Consider the following 17,576-nt stretch of genomic DNA (forward strand, 5'->3'; position numbering starts at 1 on the left):
GATGCAAGAGAACCACCTCACACGCAATGAAACCGCATCAGCTCAAACTGAGCAGTTGCCATCGAAGCTTGGAAAGGCTTTACCCACTGGCGCCGAGGCCTGCGAGGCAACCACACCAAAGCCCGCCCCTGTTGACAAAGGCTACCCCGCCGATCCCGACTTTCAGCTACGGGGCGGCTACGACAACCTGATGCTGGACGCAGCCACACCACTGCTTGGACTGGTCATGCGTCTACGCACGCTCGATGCGCTGCCCAACATCGAGGAAGTGCACCAACAGGTACGCATCCAGATTGAAAACATCCAGCAAGAGATGCGTCAGCATGGCTACGAGACCACGCAACTTCTGGCGTATTCGTACGGCCTTTGCCTGTTCATCGATGAAGCTGTGATGGAGCGCCCCTGGGGGCAGACCAGTTACTGGAGCCAAGAGCCCCTGCTCAGCATTTTCCACAGCGAAACGTTCGGCGGCGAAAAGATCTTCACCGTTATCTCGCGCCTGATGCAAGAGCCCCAGCGCTACAAGGACGTGCTGGAGTTCATGTACTTCATCCTGTGCCTGGGACTCAAAGGCAAGTACGCCCTCGCGCCCAAAGGCGAAGAAACGCTGAATACCCTCATTCACCAACTCCACGGAATCATCCGTGAACTACGAGGGCCCACGCCGACAACGGTCTCTGACCCCTACACCAACGTTGCCCCGCGCAACTTCCGCATGAATCGGCAGTGGCCCTGGTGGAGCCCATTGGTGATTTCCGCCATCGCCATGGCCACCGCCTACGGCATCTACAGCTACCGCCTGCACCTGATCACCAGCGAGGTGCTGCAGTCGCTCAACGGCATCTTGCAGCAATGAACAGCCGGCAGTCGGCACAACCGTATTCAACGAATTGACGCGGCGTTTGCTGCGTTGAAAAAGCCCATCGATTCCGATGGCCACGCTGCCGCTCATGCGCGTGCTTATCCACATGGACGCAGGAGAAACTGCCATGCCAACACCCGCTTACATCAAGATCGAAGGCCAGACCCAAGGCAACATCACCGCGGGCGCCTTCACCTCCGATTCGGTCGGCAACGTGTTTGTCGAGGGCCACGAAGACGAGATTCTGGTGCAAGAGATCAAGCACCAGGTGACCGTACCCACCGACCCGCAAAGCGGCCAACCTGCAGGCCAACGGGTCCACAAGCCTTTCATCTTCACCAGCGCCCTGAACAAGGCGACACCGCTCATGTATCAGGCCCTGTCCAGCGGCGAAATGCTGCCGACCGTTGAAGTCAACTGGTACCGCACTTCGGTAGAGGGCAAGCAGGAGCATTTCTTTACCACCAAGCTGGAGGACGCCACCATCGTCGACATCAACACCACCTTGCCTCATGCACAAAACAAGGAGAACGCTGACTTCACCCAGTTGATCGAGGTCTCGATGTCATACCGCAAGATCTCCTGGACACACGTCACCGCTGGCACCGAAGGCTCCGACGACTGGCGTAAGCCGGTCGTCTAACCCGGCTGAACATCCCTGGCAGGCAGGCCCTGCCGGGGGCGTTTGAACTCTCGGACGGCGGAAGGACATTTCATGCCCAGCCAATCTGATTTTCGGTACACCTTTGAGCCACTCGTTGGCAATGCCGAGTTTGAAGTGGTGTCGTTTGAACTCCAGGAAGAAATCAGCGCGCCTTTCACGCTCGAGCTGGAATTGATCAGCTTCGAGCCCGACATCGATTTCGGCCAACTGCTGGATAAACCCATCGTATTCACAATCTGGGATGGCAAAGGTCCGCTGCGCCACGTGCATGGGCTGGTCAGCCGATTCAGCCAGGGTGAAAGCGGCTTTTACCGTACCTACTACCACGCCTTGGTCGAGCCCATCCTGGCCCGCGCTGGACTGCGCTCGAACTGGCGCATCTTTCAGCAAAAGACCGTCCCGCAGATTATTGAACTGATGCTCCAGCGTCAGGGCATCGATCAATACGAGCTTCGCGCGAGCCTGAACCACCAGGTGCGCGAATTCTGCGTGCAAGCGGGCGAGACCGACCTCGACTTCATCGCCCGGTTGGCGGCTGAAGAGGGCTTCGTCTATCGCTTCGAGCACAGTGAAAAACTGCATAAGTTGATCATTACGGATCAACTGCAATCCCTTGGATTGATCAGCCATGGCGCGCTCGAGACCGACAACAATGACCTCTTCGATAGCGAGGACGTTATCGATCCCAACACCGTCCTGTATCAATCCAACAGTGGCGGCGATCAAACCAGGCCTTGCCTACGGCGCTTGCGCTACAGCGAGCAGGTCCGAACCTCGCGACAGGTCCAGCGCGACTACACCTTCACTCACCCGGCGTATCGCCAGGAACACCGTGCTTACGGCCCTTTCCTGGAACACCAGTCCACCGAGTACGAGCGTTTCGACTATCCCGGCCGCTACAAACGCGATGCCGTGGGCAAACCGTTTACCGAAAACCGGATCACTGCCCTGCGTCATGATGTGCGCATTGCACAAGTTCAGGGCGATGACGTCAGGCTGCAGCCTGGGCTCAGCTTCACGCTCACCGGCCACCCACGTGATGATCTGAATGCGCATTGGCGCGTGAACAGCGTGTTGCACAAGGGCAGCCAGTTCACCAGTCTGCAGGAAGAAGCCGCTGGCCTCGACCAGAGCACGCACTACGAGCAAACCGCTCAGCTGGTACCCGGCAGAACCGAGTGGCGCCCTGCTCCGCTCAAAAAGCCCCGCGTCGACGGTCCCCACATGGCCACCGTGGTCGGCCCGCCAGGTGAGGAGATCTATTGCGACGAATGGGGCCGGGTCAAGGTCAGTTTTCCCTGGGACCGGGAGAGCAACAACAACGAGTTCAGCTCCTGCTGGGTCCGGGTATCCCAAGGCTGGGCAGGTGGCAGCTGGGGCTCGATGGCCATCCCGCGGATCGGCCAGGACGTGATCATCCAGTACGTCAACGGCGACCCCGATCAACCCATGATCACCGGGCGCACCTATTGCGGTAACCAGTTGCCGCCCTACGACCTGCCCGATCACAAGACCCGCATGACCATCAAGAGCCAGACTCATAAGGGGGATGGGTTCAATGAGTTGCGGTTTGAGGATGAGCTGGGCCGGCAGGAGGTGTTCATCCATGCGGAGAAGGACCAGAACAACGTCGTCAAACACAACGAAACCACTTTCGTCGGCAATGACCGCAGTGAACAGGTCGATCATGACGAGACGCTCAGTATCGGCCATGACCGCAGCCAAACGGTGGGCAATGATGAGCGGGTCCGGATTGGCCAGGATACGTTTGTCGATATAGGCCGAAATCAGAAAATAAACATCGCCAAAGACCGTATAGAAGCCGTCGGCAACCATCGCCACGACAAGATCACAGCCAATCACCACATCAGCGTCGGCGGCAATCTTGAGCAGCAGGTCGAGGGCCATGCAGAGCTGGAGGCGGGACTGGAAATCCGCAGGCGCACTCGACGCTACGACCTTCGAACAGCGGAAGCTGTGATCATCCAAGGGCCTGGAGGCTCCATCCGGATTGATGACACGGGCATCACCCTGGACAGCCCGAACCTACACATCAACGGCGTCCTGCTCCAATCTCCAAGCGGTAGCACCAACCCCTTTTCCATCAGCAGCACACCCATCACTGGCAAACCTCTGGACCGCCTATGCGGGCGGCGCCCCGATGGCACCTGCCCGTTGCCCGACTGCCGCTGTATCAAAGGGCCAGTCCAATGAATACAACACCCTCGTATCTGTCCGGCGAACCTCTCGGACATCCCTATCGCTTCATGCTGCTCATGACCCGCGAGCTCGAGTACTGGGCCTACCGGCCCATACCGCAAGAAGGCGAATTGGTGCCGGCCTATGCCCCATCAGTACTCGACCTCATCCATAACGTCAGCCGAAATACTCAACATGCATGGCTATGGAAGCGCAGCGCGCTGGACGACCGCCACGAATTTGGCCCTTTGCTGGTCGACGTTTCAGAAGCGCCCGAACTCCTTGCCCATGCAATCACCACCTGGATGCCCGTTGGAGGGGCCATAGCACTGGATAGCGAAGCGTGCCTCGCCGTGCTAGCGGACCATTTCACCAGCCTTACTCAGGTCACGCTCCCGGATCAGGGAGCAGCCACTTTTTATTTAAAGCCGGATCATCTTGCAGCCTGGCTCGATGCCTTGGACGAGGATCATCGCGCCACCTGGCTTGGGCCTGTGTCGTCACTAGCCTGGCGAGTCAACTGGGGGCCGGCCCATGAATGGAAAACACACGAACACATCCCGACCACTGCCCGCCTGATATCGCAAGTACCGCTGCGCCTTCGCGTACATGAACTGGACCGGCTGCACGCAGGTATACGCGAGCACTTCATCCTCACGCTGGCGCACGAAGTCTTGGCCATGCCACCCCATGCCGCCCAAACGTTAGCCGCCATTAGGAAATGGATTGAAGCCCTGTTGCCGCAGCTGGAATCCCTCAACTTTCGCGACGAGGAAACCGCAGGTCAGTTCATTCGGCTGATGGCCGGGCACATGTGGCTGATGAGCAGTGACCAGGCTACGAAGATCTACACCAACCTCAACGAGTCGCCCCAGGCCCGTCTTCGCGAGCTACACGCACTGGTCCAAATCAAGGAATCCACCCATGACTAGCCCCGCCGTCGGCAGCGCCACCTCCGGCCCCGCCTGCAGCCCACGCGTGCCCATCCTGCCAGTGCGTTATGCCATCGTGCCGCGTACGGGCGATGCCCCTGCCTGTCGCTACGCAGGCGCAGGCTTCAATCTGGAACAAGGCTTCGCCCCGCTGCAGCACTCATCCTACACCCTGCGCGCGCTGCGCCCAGGCTACATCTACGTGTTCATGAAAGGTCCTCAGGGCGAAAAGCTGATCATTCATGAGTACGACGGCGAAGGACATTACCGGGAGCTGCGCTACCATGGCCTGGAAGGCTACCACTTGCGCGAACGCTACCTGGCCAGCCAGAGCATGGGCTGGGTATGGGCCGACACCTGCCCGGATACCGCCAAGGAAGTGTGGATCGGCTACAGCCCGCACCTGTGGACCAACGCCACGACTGCCCGCATCACCGCTTCAGCAGCCCTGCGCAAACGGCATATGCGCCAGCTGGACATGGCCGAGCTGATTGACGGCAACCCGGCCCGCTCCACCCAGCCTCATGTACTGCCGCTCAGTGCGCTGCAAAACTGGGTCGAAGACTACAAACCGGCAAGCCGGCGTATGTCCCTGACCTGGAGCAGCCACGCGTCCACAACCACCTTGTCCGTCGGCAGGCTCAACGCCATTGCCCGGGACTATCCCAGCACTCAGCCGAAAATACCGGTGGTGGCGCTGGCTGATGCTGAAGGCGTGGCCCTGGACCTGAGCCTGTCGGTCTCGGCCTACCAGCACCAACTGCACGACCTGATGCCCGCCGAACAGCTGGAACACACCAAACCTGCACAAGGCTCCGAGCAGGCATGCGTACCGGCGTGCTACCAGCTGGATGCCGAACGGCTCAGCCAGCAGAGCCGCGATTTTCACCATCGCAACCTGGTCGCCCTGTTGCTGAACAAAACCCTGGAGACGATGTATCCGGCGGATATGCCCGCTACCGAAGTGGTCGAGATAAGGCTGCAGTCCACCCGCACCGGACGCCCTTTCCCCCCGGCCGAGGCACGTTATCGGGCCCTCACTCACGAGGACTATTCCCCAAACGGTGCGCGTTTGGCGCTGCGCATCGATACCGACAAATACCTGCAGTTCCTCGCCGAACGCGATGAGCTGGAGCAGCGCATTGCAGGCCTGCGCAACCTTGCCCTGCAAGCCAGTCATGATCACGACGCGTGGCTGGCCACGGCCGAAGCTGCGCATATCGATGACCCCTACAGCCTGGCCGCCGCACTGGCGTGCTATGACCGCAACGAACGCATCTCGGCCCGTGGCCTGGAAATCGCCCTGGCCCTGCTGATTTACCCGATGGGCCAGCCGACACCCGGTACCGAAGACCGAGACCTGCGCTTCAAACGCCTGGAACAGTGGCTGGACCAGCACGACAGCCCGCTCTACACCGCCCTGGCGCCGTTCAACCCCTTCAAGGACAAAGCCGATGCGGCCGGCGGTGTGCTGGGGGGCAGCGACAATGTCATCGAAGGGCTGGCCGGGCGTTTTCCGGCCATTGCCGACATCACCGATCTCACTGCCCAGTCCGTCAACGCCGTGGTGCTCAAACGCCTGCGCGGCCAAACCCGCTGGGATGCCAGCCATACCCTGCGTCAGCAAGTGCTGCTGGCGGCGCGTGAAGCCAATGCCGAGAAAGCGCTGGGGCTGTTGGCGGCGCGTTACCAGATCACCGACCAGGTCATCCGTGAAAACCCGTTCAGCCAGGAGGTGGAGCGGTACTTGAAGAGCGGCATGGCGCAGGTTGAGGAAATGAAGCAGCTGCGTGTTTCGGGCAATCGGACGGTGGCGGTTGAGTTGACCACCACTGCGCGGGTTAAACCCAACTTGCTCGGGTTGCTTACGTCGGGCGGAGGCGGTGGTCTGAACGCCGGGATGCTGTGGTTCAACGTGATCTCGCTGAAGACGGCTTACAACAGCCTGCAGAAAAGCAATGCGCCGGAATACACCTTGGGGTTTGCGGCGTCGATTTTCGGGGTGATCGGTGCGGCTGCGGCGACATTGGTTAGCGTGAGAAAAACGCAGCAAGCAGCAATGCTGCGATTGAGTTCGACGGCGCCGGGGATGGCGTTTGGTAACGGCGTAATCAAGTTCTTGGGGAGCAATCTGTTTGCACGATTATCCGGTTACCCTGCAATTTTTCTAGGACTCGCTTCAGACTTTCAAAAATCAAAAAGACAAAAACGACACGGCAACACGGAAGCATCTGACTTGACACTTTATGGCGGAAGCGCTGTCGCGGCAGGCTCCGTTTTAGTACTGGAGGGCGGACTCGCGGTTGCGGGAGTTACATCAGTTGTACCCTTTGCCGGGTGGGGCGCAGCAGCGCTTGTACTCCTGGGAGCAGTGATTATCGCTGGAGGCTTATACCTTCACGCCAAGTCGTATGAACACCTCCATACCCCTATTGAACTGTGGGCAGCAAGGAGCATATTCGGCAATCGTAAAAACGATGGAGAGGTGCATCCCGAAGTCGTTCTGGATCATGAAAAAAAAACTTCCTACATTCCCGTCTCTGCAAGACGAACTTAAAGCCTGGCATGATGAGCATTACGGACCAAGGTTAATAACCGCAGAAGAAGCGCGATCCTTTGGTATAACCGGGGTCGACAGTGGCTGGCATGAAAATAAATATTGGGCACCAGCAAACTGGACTGCCATCACCCATAACGAAGTCACCACTACACAACCCACCGTGGAATTCACAGTATTCCTACCGGGTTTCATCGTAGGTACAAGCGAATGGTCAGGTAGCTTGAGCAGTCTTCGTGAAGACGGAGAAATGGTCGTCTTTCCACTTACCACTATTTGCTACGTTATAGGCGCCGGCTTAATTCTGAACTTTAAAAATACGATAAACAACCAAAACCATGCCTCACTGCATCTAGCCTATATTTCCAACCAAGGCTTGAGTGAAGACAACAAGGTTAATTCAATTTTTCGTCTCGAGCGCTAATCATGGCAGTCATATGGATATTCAATAAAAACTCAAGCTCTGGATACAAGCCAGCAATTAATGGACAGCTAGAAAACTTGTCCACAGACACATTAACCTTGCGAAACCCGTGGGTATCCGATTCTATATTCATGGCAAAACTATACACCGCCATGACATTAGCCCTGGCTCTTTCTTTCTACCCAGACATTGCAGACCCCGAATACAGACCCATACTACTAGAACGCACCCAGTCCGTGATCCAGTATATTTTTGCACCACTAATATTTACACCTTTCCTCGCCTATAGAATCTATTTCATAAAAAAACTTTCAAACTTCCACTTCATCCGATCAACCAAAAAAATTTACTACCAGCGCGGCAAAAAACTTATCACTTTTGACTGGAACAAGACCCATGGTGGCGTATTCAAACGTACCGAATTTGGAGGCTCATCCTTTAGCACCAGTTATGCACTTGCCTTCGCCCCACCTAGAGAGGATGGCAGCCTGCACCAGAAAGATTGCTTATGGGTCGACAGCAACGAACCCACCGAATCCGACATCAAACACGTCGCCGAAGTCTGGGAATACATTCGCCAGTTCATGAACCACGGCCCATCCAAACTCCCTCCTCCCGGCGACCCCAACTGGTGGCACCGGCCGCTTCATGCCATCTGCCTGACCCCGGCAGAAGCCTGGCGCCACTACGCCCCTTGGCGAACCGGCGAGCCCGGTGAAATGCAGGGCAAGAAAAACTGGCAACTGCCGTTCTGGGCCGTGTTGTTCCCCTACAACCTCGGCCTCGCCATCGGCTGGTACGCCGTGTGCCGCCTGTTCAATGTCCGGGCAGCACCGCCTCCGCCAGAGGCTTTCGACGAAGCCCCTGTTCAACTAAAAAAAGGAAAGCGCAAATGAAACCCATCGTACTCGTAGGCCATCGTCATAGTTGCCCTATCCATGGCGAAGGCACCGTAGAAACAGGCGCAAGCGCAGCATTCGTGGATGGCAGGGCAATAGCACGCGTCGGCGACCGAATCAGTTGTGGCGCTGTCATCGAAACCGGTGCTGGCAGCACGATCATCGAGGGCCAACCGGCGGCAAGGGAGGGAGACACCACCAGCCATGGCGGAACCTTGGTCGAGGGTGATCCGGGTTGGTTGATTGATTGACAGCAAAGCCGGCAGATGGCTTTGACAATGTCTAGCCCTGAAATAGATTTACACCTGTTCAGGTAGGCCGATAGGCCTTAAAACGCCCGATGCACCGCATCGGGCGTTTTGTTTTTCAGGGCCATGTTAGGCCGATCTGTGTTGTAGATCTGCACGGCTCAGCAACCATCTTCCTTGCCTGTTCCAGACTTTCAGGGCTACTTAGCAGCAGCTCTGTTTTGAGGATTCCGTTGATGCGCTCAGCTAGGTGTTCTGTTCTGCAAGGTTTTGGGTGCGGCGCTGATGCCGGCGATGCGTGCAAGGGTTGGTGCCTTGGGCGATCAGCCGCCGCGCTTCATAGCGCAGTGAGCGCGCCTGACACAGGCCGACGTCGGGGTAGGTACCGAGGCATGCGATCGGAGTGGCTTTGACTGGAACGAAAAAAGACGCCGAAGCGTCTATTTTCAATGATCTAAAGAATCCCATGAAACTCTGTAGATCTATATTTGGAGCGGGAAACGAGACTCGAACTCGCGACCCCGACCTTGGCAAGGTCGTGCTCTACCAACTGAGCTATTCCCGCGTCGTGATGGGTGCCATTCTAGCGATTTCCAGAACGGCGTCAACCCCTTGATTCAAAAAAACTTTTACTTCTGCTCCGAACCTTCGCGCAGGTGCGGCCAGGCGGCCAGCAGGTAGTGCACCATCGAGATCAGGGTCAGGCCCGCCGCCACCAGCAGCAGCCCATAGCCCAGCACCACCCAGAAGGTCAGCAGCGGCGGGTTGGCCAGCAGGATCACCAGCGCCAGCATCTGCGCGGCGGTCTTCCACTTGCCCAGGTTCGACACCGCCACGTGGGCGCGGGCGCCGAGCTCGGCCATCCACTCGCGCAGCGCCGAGACGACAATCTCGCGGCCGATGATCACCGCCGCCGGCAGCGTCAGCCAGAAGTTGGCGTGCACCTGCACCAGCAGGACCAGGGCCACGGCGACCATCAGCTTGTCGGCCACCGGGTCGAGGAAGGCGCCGAACGGGGTGCTCTGCTGCAAGCGACGCGCCAGGTAGCCGTCGAGCCAGTCGGTGGCGGCGGCGATGGCGAACACCGTGCTGGCGGCCATGTAGCTCCAGTGATAGGGCACATAGAACAGCAGGATGAAGATCGGGATGAGCAGGACGCGTAGAACGGTGAGCAGGTTTGGAATATTCATCGGTACGACTGGCTGCGAGTTGAACCCGGCATTCTACTCGCTATGCAGGCTGGCATAAATCGACTCGGCAAGCTTTTTACTGATGCCGGGGGCTTTGGCGATCTCGTCGACACTGGCGCGGTTGAGCTCCTGCAGGCCGCCGAAATGTTTCAGCAGGTCGCGACGGCGCTTGGGGCCGACCCCGGCGACGTCCTCCAGGCTCGATGTGCGCCGGGCCTTGCCGCGCCGGGCGCGGTGGCCGGTGATGGCAAAACGGTGGGCTTCGTCGCGAATCTGCTGGATCAGGTGCAGGGCCGGCGAGTCGCCCTTGAGGGTGAACTCGTGGGCCACGTCGTTCAGGTACAGGGTCTCGAAACCGGCCTTGCGGGTCACGCCCTTGGCCACCCCCAGCAGCGTCAGGTCAGCAAAGCCCAGTTCCTGCATCACGTCGCGGGCCATGTTCAGCTGGCCCTTGCCGCCGTCCACCAACAATACGTCGGGCAACTTGCCCTCGCCGTCCTTGATCCGCCCATAGCGGCGCTGCAAGGCCTGGTGCATGGCCGCGTAGTCGTCGCCAGCGGTAACGCCTTCGATGTTGAAGCGGCGGTAGTCGGACTTGAGCGGGCCTTCGGGGCCGAACACCACGCAGCTGGCCACGGTGGCTTCGCCGCTGGAGTGGCTGATGTCGTAGCACTCCAGGCGTTGCGGCACCTCGTCCAAGTCGAGCACCTGGGCCAGCGCCTCGAAGCGCGCGGCCATGTGCTGGCGGTTGGCCAGGCGGGCATTGAGGGCCTGCTCGGCGTTGGTCACCGCCAACTGCTGCCAGCGCGCGCGGGTGCCGCGCACCCGGTGGCTGATGCTGATTTCGCGGCCGCGCAGGGTCTGCAGCGCCTCGCTGATGGCGGCGAAGTCGTCGTGCACCACGTTGACGATCAGCTCGCCCGGCAGCTCGCGCTCGGCGTTGCCCAGGTAGTATTGGGAGAGGAACGCGGCCATGACTTCGGCCACCTCCTCCTCGATGCCCACCTGGGGAAAGAAGTTCTTGCTGCCCAGCACCCGGCCGCCACGCACGCTGATCAGGTGCACGCAGGCGCCGCCCGGGTTGACGAAGGCCGCCACCACGTCGACGTCGCCGGAGCCGCCCTCCATGTACTGCTGGTCCTGGACCCGGCGCAGCAGGGCGATCTGGTCGCGCAGCTCGGCGGCCTTCTCGAAGTTCAGGGCCATGGCGGCCTTTTCCATCTCGGCGCTGAGCTCGTTGCCCAGTTGCTGGCTGCGGCCTTCGAGGAACATCACCGAATGGCGCACGTCCGCGGCGTACTCCTCGGCGGCGACCAGCCCCACGCACGGACCCTTGCAGCGCTTGATCTGGTACTGCAGGCACGGGCGGGTGCGGTTGGCGTAGTAACTGTCCTCGCACTGGCGCACCGAGAACGCCTTCTGCAACAGGCTCAGGCTCTCGCGGATGGCACCGGCGCTGGGGTAGGGGCCGAAATAACGGCCCTTGGCCTTCTTCGCGCCACGGTGGATGCCCAGGCGCGGGAATTCACCGTCGGACAGGAACACGTACGGGTAGGACTTATCGTCGCGCAGCAGGATGTTGTAGGGCGGCCGCCACTCCTTGATCAGCGTCTGCTCAAGCAGCAGCGCCTCGGTCTCGTTGGCAGTGATGGTGGTTTCGACCTGGGCGATGCGCCCCACCAGGGCAGCCGTCTTCGGCGCCAGCCCGGTCTTGCGGAAATAGCTGGCCAGGCGCTTCTTGAGGTTCTTGGCCTTGCCCACGTACAGCAGCCGGGCCTCGGCGTCGAACATCCGGTACACGCCCGGGCGACCGCTGCAGGTCGCCAGGAACGCGCTTGCATCAAAAGGTTGTGACATGAGGTGTGCTTACAGACTTGCGTCGACCATACCGTGGCGGACGGCCAGCAAGGTCAGTTCGACGTCGCTGGTGACCGAGAGTTTTTCGAAGATTCGATAACGGTAAGTATTGACGGTCTTGGGGGACAGACACAACTTGTCAGAGATGATCTGCACCTTCTGGCAGCCGACGATCATCAGCGCAATCTGGATTTCCCGCTCGGACAGCGCGTCAAACGGCGAGCCCTGGGGCTGGAACGACTTGAGCGCCAGCTGCTGGGCAATCTGCGGGCTGATGTAACGCTGGCCGGCGAAGGCCAGGCGAATCGCCTGGACCATTTCGTCGAGCCCGGCACCCTTGGTGAGGTAGCCCGCGGCACCCGCCTGCAACAGGCGGGTGGGGAACGGGTCTTCCTCGCACACGGTTACCGCGACCACCTTGATGTCCGGATGGCTGCGCAACAGCTTGCGCGTGGCTTCCAGACCACCGATCCCTGGCATCTTCACGTCCATCAGGACCACATCCGGCTTGAGCTCGCGGGCCAGCTTGAGGGCGGACTCGCCAGAGTCCGCCTCCCCCACCACCTGCAGCCCGTCGATGTCGGCCAGCATGCGTGTGATGCCGGTACGCACCAGATCGTGATCGTCGACCACCAGGACCCTAATCAAGCAGACACCTCGTCAGTGGGGCGATTGGATCCGCCACCTTAACAAAATTTTTCACAACGAACCTAGCGCAAAGCGTCATGGAAATATGCCTGCCGGTCAGGCCGCCGAATGCGCAGCACTTGCGCCCCCCCCTCCTCGCCCGCCAGGCGGTTGAGCAGGTGCCAGACCGCGGCTTGGTCGGCCGAAGGTAGGCGGCGGAACGCGTCGAGCAGACGGTTTTCGTCGGACGTGAGGCTGTCCAGCGGCGCGGGGGTGTGCACGCCGCTCAGCACATAGAGCGCATCGACGCCCTTGCTGGCGACGGCCGCGAGGTAATCCATGCGCGGCGTGCGTTCGCCGCTCTCGTATTTGCCCTGGGCGTTGGGCTCGACACCGCCGATATCGCCAAAGATACGCTGGGTCAGCCCCAAGCGTTCGCGCTCTTCTCTGAGTCGCGGACCGAATCCGTTCATCTGCTTGCCTCCTTTGCATGAATGGAAGACGGGTGCATCCCGCACCCGAGTGAATGCTTGCGCAGTCGTCCGGCACTATGCCAATTGGATCCAATCCTTGCAAGCCATCATTGCGCCACAGCCGGACGGCTGGTGGACATGGAAGCGCCCGACGACAGACGAAAATAGCACTTCCAAGAATCAGAAAAATCACCCAAGTCAGTAAGAAAGCGTACATCGAAGCACGACTGAAACGGCGGGAAAAGTGTCGAAAAACGCCATTTTGGCGTCATTTTATCGGCACAAACAAGCATATCATTTTTTTGACGCCCAACTTTTATCTAACTTTAACTAATTGTTTTGCAAGTAATTTTTAACTTTCTCACAGCACACTTAGAATTTATCAAAACAACAACACAACAAAGCTTGCCGAACTATCAGAAAACTCCTTAGGATGTAAAAAGACCACCAAGAAACAGCCTGCATCGCTATATATCTAGCGCGGCCTGATCCTGCGCGTCTGGCATTTTCACAACTTCTTGAACTGAGTATCTCGGCCGGCCTTGCGCCGCGCCTGGGGAGAGGGATCTATGAACATCAGTATCTTCGGACTTGGCTATGTGGGGGCGGTCTGCGCCGGCTGCCTGTCGGCACGCGGGCACCAGGTACTGGGGGTGGACGTCGCCCAGGCGAAAATTGACATGATCAACCAGGGCCGCTCGCCCATCGTCGAGCCAGGCCTGGAACAGCTGCTGCTCGACGGCGTGCGCCAGGGCCGCCTGCGCGGCACCACCGATGTCCAGGCGGCGATCCTGGCCACCGAACTGTCGCTACTGTGCGTCGGCACGCCAAGCAAGGCCAATGGCGACCTCGACCTGGTGTACATGGAAGCGGTGTGCCGGGAGATCGGCGCGGCCCTGCGCGACAAGGCGAGCCGTCATACCGTGGTGGTGCGCAGCACGGTGCTGCCGGGCACGGTGAAGAACGTGGTCATCCCGCTCCTCGAACAGGCCTCGGGCAAGCAGGCCGGGCGTGATTTCGGCGTGGCGGTCAACCCGGAGTTCCTGCGCGAGAGCACGGCGATCCAGGACTACGACTTCCCCGCCATGACCGTGATCGGCGAACTCGACAGCCGCTCGGGCGACCTGCTCGCCGCGCTGTACGAAGGCCTCGACGCCCCGGTGATCCGCAAGTCGATCGAGGTCGCCGAGCTGATCAAGTACACCTGCAACGTCTGGCACGCCACCAAGGTCAGCTTCGCCAACGAGATCGGCAACATCGCCAAGGCCTCGGGGGTCGACGGCCGCGAGGTGATGGACGTGGTCTGCCAGGACTACAAGCTCAACCTGTCGCGCTACTACCTGCGCCCGGGCTTCGCCTTCGGCGGCTCGTGCCTGCCCAAGGACGTGCGCGCCCTCACCTACCGCGCCAGCCAGCTGGACGTGGCGCACCCACTGCTGGCCTCGATCATGGACAGCAATCGCAACCAGGTAGAGAACGCCTTCGACCTGGTGACCCGGGCCGGCAAGCGCCGCATCGCCCTGCTCGGGCTGGCCTTCAAGGCCAACAGCGACGACCTGCGCGAAAGCCCGCTGGTGACCCTGGCCGAACAACTGATCGGCAAGGGCTACGACCTGCGCATCTTCGATGCCAACGTCGACCACGCCCGTCAGTTCGGCGCCAACCGCCAATACATCGAGCAGCAGATTCCCCATGTCAGCGCCCTGCTGCGCAGCGACCTGCAGCAGGTCATCGACGAGGCCGAGGTGATCGTGCTGGGCAACAACGACGAGCGCTTCGTCCAGGCCCTGGACGTCGGCAACGGCAAGCAGGTGATCGACCTGGTCGGCTTCATGGCCGGCAGCAGCGACGCCCAACGCCACGGCATCTGCTGGTAAGGCACGCCGCCGCCCGCCGTCACGGCGGGCCCCGACCCAAGGAGCTACAACGCCATGGAACGACAGCAACAGCGGCCTTTCGCGGCCCCGGCGTACATGCGCGCGGCGGCCGGCTTCTGCGCCTGGGCGCTGCTCGCCGGGCTGATCGCCCTGGCCGCGCAGATGGTCGCGCCACAGTACCTGGACCCCAGCCACCACCAGTTCATCTTCATCATCGGCACCCTGGGCATGTGGCGCTACGGCAACGCCATCGTCCACTACCTGCGCGGCATGTACTTTTTGCACTGGCGCTTCCCACGCCTGCGCCGCCGGGTCGAGCGCCTGGGCGACGCGGCCTTGCCGTCGCACATGTTCATGGTGGTGACCAGTTTTCGCATCCCCACCCATACCACCTTCAAGGTGTACCAGTCGGTGTTCCAGGAGGTGCAGCGGCTCAAGGTGCCGTGCACGGTGATTGCCTCGATCGTCGAGAAGGGCGACGAGCAGTTCATCAAGGACATCATGCGCGACGAGGTGCAGGGACGCGACGACATCGACCTGGTGATCGTCCGCGCCCGCGGCACCGGCAAGCGCGATGGCCTGGCCCATGCGTTCCGCGCGCTGTCGCGGCAGATGCCGCTGGACGACGCGGTGGTCGGCGTGGTCGACGGCGACACCATGATGCTACCCGGCTGCGTCGAGCGGGCGGTCAAGCTGTTCGCCGTGCTGCCCGACGTCGGCGGCCTGACCACCAACGAGTTCTGCGAGGTCGAAGGCAGCCGCTGGATGCGCCAGTGGCACTCGATGCGCTTCGTCCAGCGGCACATCAACATGTGCTCGATGGCCCTGTCGCACCGGGTGCTGACCCTCACCGGGCGGCTGTCGTTCTTCCGCGCCAGGGTGATGACCGACCCTGGCTTCATCCGCGATGTCGAGGCGGATTTTCTCGAGCACTGGCGCCTAGGCCGCTTCCAGTTCCTCACCGGCGACGACAAGTCGAGCTGGCTGAGCCTGATGCGCGCCGGCTGGGACACCTTCTACGTGCCCGACAGCCACACCCTGACCGTCGAGCACCCGCCCAGCGACAGTTTCTGGGTGGCCACCCGCCAGCTGATGTTCCGCTGGTACGGCAACTCGCTGCGCCAGAACTTTCGCGCCACCGCCCTGCTCGGCCGCGCGCGCCTGGGACTGTTCACCCTCTATGTACTGCTCGACCAGCGGGTGTCGATGTGGACCTGCCTTATGGGCCTGACCGCCTCGGTGGTGGCCGGCCTGGTATTCGGCATCCAGTACCTGCTGGTGTACCTGTTCTGGGTGCTGGTCTCGCGCAGCCTGGTGACGGTGCTGTTCGTCTTCGCCGGGCACCCGGTCAGCCCGATGTACCCGTTCGTTCTCTATTACAACCAGATCGTCGGTTCGCTGATGAAGGTCTACGCGATGTTCCACATGGACCAGCAACGCTGGACGCGGCAGAAGACCACCCTGGCCACCGGCAGCGTCGACTTCGACGCCAGCCTCAACCGCTGGTCCTCGAAGGCGATGCTGTGCTCCTCGATCGCCATCTTCTTCGGGGTCATCACCGTTCTCCTGGAACTCACGCAACGTTAAGGAAAGGCGCCTGCACATGAGTACTTCGAATACCCCGGCGGCCCCGGGCAAGACCGCGGCCAACATCGTCCACGAGGCCATCGACGAGCGTCAGTACGTGCGCACCCGCATGCACGCCCGGGTGCGCCTGTCCGGCGCCGGACGCGAACCGTTCGAGGCCGACCTTGCCGATATCTCGCTGGGTGGCATCGGCCTGCTGCACGAGGCGCCACTGACCGTCGGCGCGCTGTACGACGCCTCGATCCAGCTGCGTCTGAACCAGGTGGACCTGTCGATCGACGGCAAGGTGCGCATCGTCTCCCAGCGCGGCAAGGAGGTCGGCGCGCAGTTCGTCGACCTCGACGCGCAAAAGCGCGACATCCTGCGCTACCTGATCAGCGCTTATCTGTCGGGCGAAGTCGCAGACATCAATGGCCTGTTCAACGTGATGCAGCGCGAGAACTACATCAAGGCGCGCAAATACCAGCAGGCCAGCGCCCGCACCCCGGCCGAGCGCCTCAAGGCCGTGGCCGGCACCGCGCTTTACGCCGCCGCCGGCCTGGCCGCCCTGGGCTTCGTTGGCTACAAGGGCTACCTGCTGTTCTTCCGCATCCCGGCGCTGCAGGCCACGGTCGCCGGCAATGCCCAGGTCATCAGCATGCCGGACAACGGCTACGTGAAGTACCTGCTGCCGGACGGCGCCAGCGAGGTGCAGGCCGGCCAGCCGCTGGCGAACATCTCCACCCAGTTGGCCACCAGCTTCACCAGCCCGGCGGACATGAAGGCCCTGGCCGACCTCGCCCCGGGCGACCTGCAGGCGCTGCTGGGCCGCGCCAGCGTCGAGACGGTGATCAACAGCCCGTGCGACTGCCAGGTCTGGTACCCGTCGCCGCCGCTGAACGGCTATGGCTACAAGGCCGCGCCGATGATGCACCTGCTGCCGAAGAACGAGGGCTTGTTCGTGCGCGCCAACGTGCCGTTCGACAAGCTCGCCGATGTCGGCCGCGTGCGCTCGGTGGACATGCAGGTGTTCGGCCTCGACCAGCACTTCAGCGGCACCGTGGTCGACGCCCGCTCCGACGAGCTGAACCACAACCTGGCGCTGACCATCCAGCCGGACAGCCCACTGCCGGCGGCGGCCTACCAGAAGGCCGTGGCGGTCGACCTGTACCTGGGCCTGCCGTTCGGCAACGGCAACTGA

14 protein-coding genes, 1 tRNA gene and 2 pseudogenes are annotated in these 17,576 nt (G+C 61.0%); 10 read left to right on the forward strand and 7 right to left on the reverse strand.

Annotation, left to right across the window (positions count from 1 at the left end):
* Position 1 precedes the first annotated feature (1 nt).
* From icmH to AC25ND_RS00465, 7 genes and pseudogenes are all read left to right on the forward strand, one after another.
* Entirely contained in the window at positions 2-856 is an 855-nt protein-coding gene (gene icmH / locus AC25ND_RS00435) for a type IVB secretion system protein IcmH/DotU (RefSeq protein ID WP_186595390.1), read from the forward strand.
* A gap of 133 nt (positions 857-989) precedes the next feature.
* Positions 990-1,505 (forward strand): Hcp family type VI secretion system effector, encoded by a 516-nt coding sequence (locus tag AC25ND_RS00440; RefSeq protein ID WP_102682902.1) that lies wholly within the window; start codon positions 990-992, stop codon positions 1,503-1,505.
* Between the two features lie 72 nt (positions 1,506-1,577).
* Positions 1,578-3,740: a type VI secretion system Vgr family protein gene (locus AC25ND_RS00445; RefSeq protein WP_186595400.1), complete on the forward strand. Its 2,163-nt coding sequence runs from the start codon at positions 1,578-1,580 to the stop codon at positions 3,738-3,740.
* On the forward strand, positions 3,737-4,657 hold the full coding sequence (locus AC25ND_RS00450) for a DUF4123 domain-containing protein (protein ID WP_238348089.1): 921 nt from the start codon (positions 3,737-3,739) through the stop codon (positions 4,655-4,657). Before AC25ND_RS00445 ends, AC25ND_RS00450 begins: the two co-directional genes overlap by 4 nt.
* Positions 4,650-7,638: pseudogene (locus AC25ND_RS00455) on the forward strand (T6SS effector BTH_I2691 family protein). The gene AC25ND_RS00450 and the pseudogene AC25ND_RS00455 overlap by 8 nt, the downstream one beginning before the upstream one ends.
* Before the next feature lie 2 nt (positions 7,639-7,640).
* Positions 7,641-8,534 (forward strand): DUF6708 domain-containing protein, encoded by an 894-nt coding sequence (locus AC25ND_RS00460; RefSeq protein WP_486976012.1) that lies wholly within the window; start codon positions 7,641-7,643, stop codon positions 8,532-8,534.
* A complete protein-coding gene (locus tag AC25ND_RS00465; protein WP_139670126.1) occupies positions 8,531-8,788 on the forward strand; it encodes a PAAR domain-containing protein in 258 nt (85 codons plus the stop codon). The genes AC25ND_RS00460 and AC25ND_RS00465 overlap by 4 nt, the downstream gene beginning before the upstream one ends.
* 77 nt (positions 8,789-8,865) lie before the next feature.
* On the opposite strand, the pseudogene AC25ND_RS00470 reads toward AC25ND_RS00465, so the two are convergent.
* From AC25ND_RS00470 to AC25ND_RS00500, 7 genes and pseudogenes are all read right to left on the reverse strand, one after another.
* Positions 8,866-9,050, reverse strand: a pseudogene (locus AC25ND_RS00470) (integrase core domain-containing protein); the annotation flags it as partial.
* Positions 9,032-9,253, reverse strand: a complete 222-nt coding sequence (locus tag AC25ND_RS00475) for an integrase arm-type DNA-binding domain-containing protein (protein ID WP_213883003.1) — start codon at positions 9,251-9,253, stop codon at positions 9,032-9,034. The gene AC25ND_RS00475 and the pseudogene AC25ND_RS00470, both read right to left, overlap by 19 nt.
* A 21-nt stretch (positions 9,254-9,274) precedes the next feature.
* A tRNA-Gly gene (locus AC25ND_RS00480) sits at positions 9,275-9,350 on the reverse strand.
* 64 nt (positions 9,351-9,414) lie between these two features.
* Entirely contained in the window at positions 9,415-9,975 is a 561-nt protein-coding gene (pgsA, locus tag AC25ND_RS00485) for a CDP-diacylglycerol--glycerol-3-phosphate 3-phosphatidyltransferase (RefSeq protein WP_028692524.1), read from the reverse strand.
* Between the two features lie 33 nt (positions 9,976-10,008).
* Complete coding sequence (uvrC, locus tag AC25ND_RS00490; RefSeq protein WP_028692525.1) at positions 10,009-11,832, reverse strand: excinuclease ABC subunit UvrC; 1,824 nt, start codon at positions 11,830-11,832, stop codon at positions 10,009-10,011.
* Positions 11,833-11,841: 9 nt separating this feature from the next.
* On the reverse strand, positions 11,842-12,480 hold the full coding sequence (gacA, locus tag AC25ND_RS00495) for a response regulator transcription factor GacA (RefSeq protein ID WP_028692526.1): 639 nt from the start codon (positions 12,478-12,480) through the stop codon (positions 11,842-11,844).
* 62 nt (positions 12,481-12,542) lie between these two features.
* Positions 12,543-12,932, reverse strand: a complete 390-nt coding sequence (locus AC25ND_RS00500; RefSeq protein WP_028692527.1) for a helix-turn-helix domain-containing protein — start codon at positions 12,930-12,932, stop codon at positions 12,543-12,545.
* 569 nt (positions 12,933-13,501) lie between these two features.
* On the opposite strand from AC25ND_RS00500, the gene AC25ND_RS00505 reads away from it, so the two are divergent.
* The 3 genes from AC25ND_RS00505 to AC25ND_RS00515 are packed head-to-tail and all read left to right on the forward strand — an operon-like array spanning position 13,502 to position 17,576.
* Complete coding sequence (locus AC25ND_RS00505; RefSeq protein WP_028692528.1) at positions 13,502-14,809, forward strand: nucleotide sugar dehydrogenase; 1,308 nt, start codon at positions 13,502-13,504, stop codon at positions 14,807-14,809.
* Positions 14,810-14,863: 54 nt separating this feature from the next.
* The gene (locus AC25ND_RS00510; protein ID WP_486976013.1) at positions 14,864-16,396 is read left to right on the forward strand and encodes a glycosyltransferase; all 1,533 of its coding nucleotides are present in this window, start codon (positions 14,864-14,866) and stop codon (positions 16,394-16,396) included.
* 16 nt (positions 16,397-16,412) lie between these two features.
* On the forward strand, positions 16,413-17,576 hold the full coding sequence (locus AC25ND_RS00515) for a PilZ domain-containing protein (RefSeq protein WP_486976014.1): 1,164 nt from the start codon (positions 16,413-16,415) through the stop codon (positions 17,574-17,576).

It is taken from the genome of Pseudomonas sp. P110(2024) (assembly GCF_057480795.1).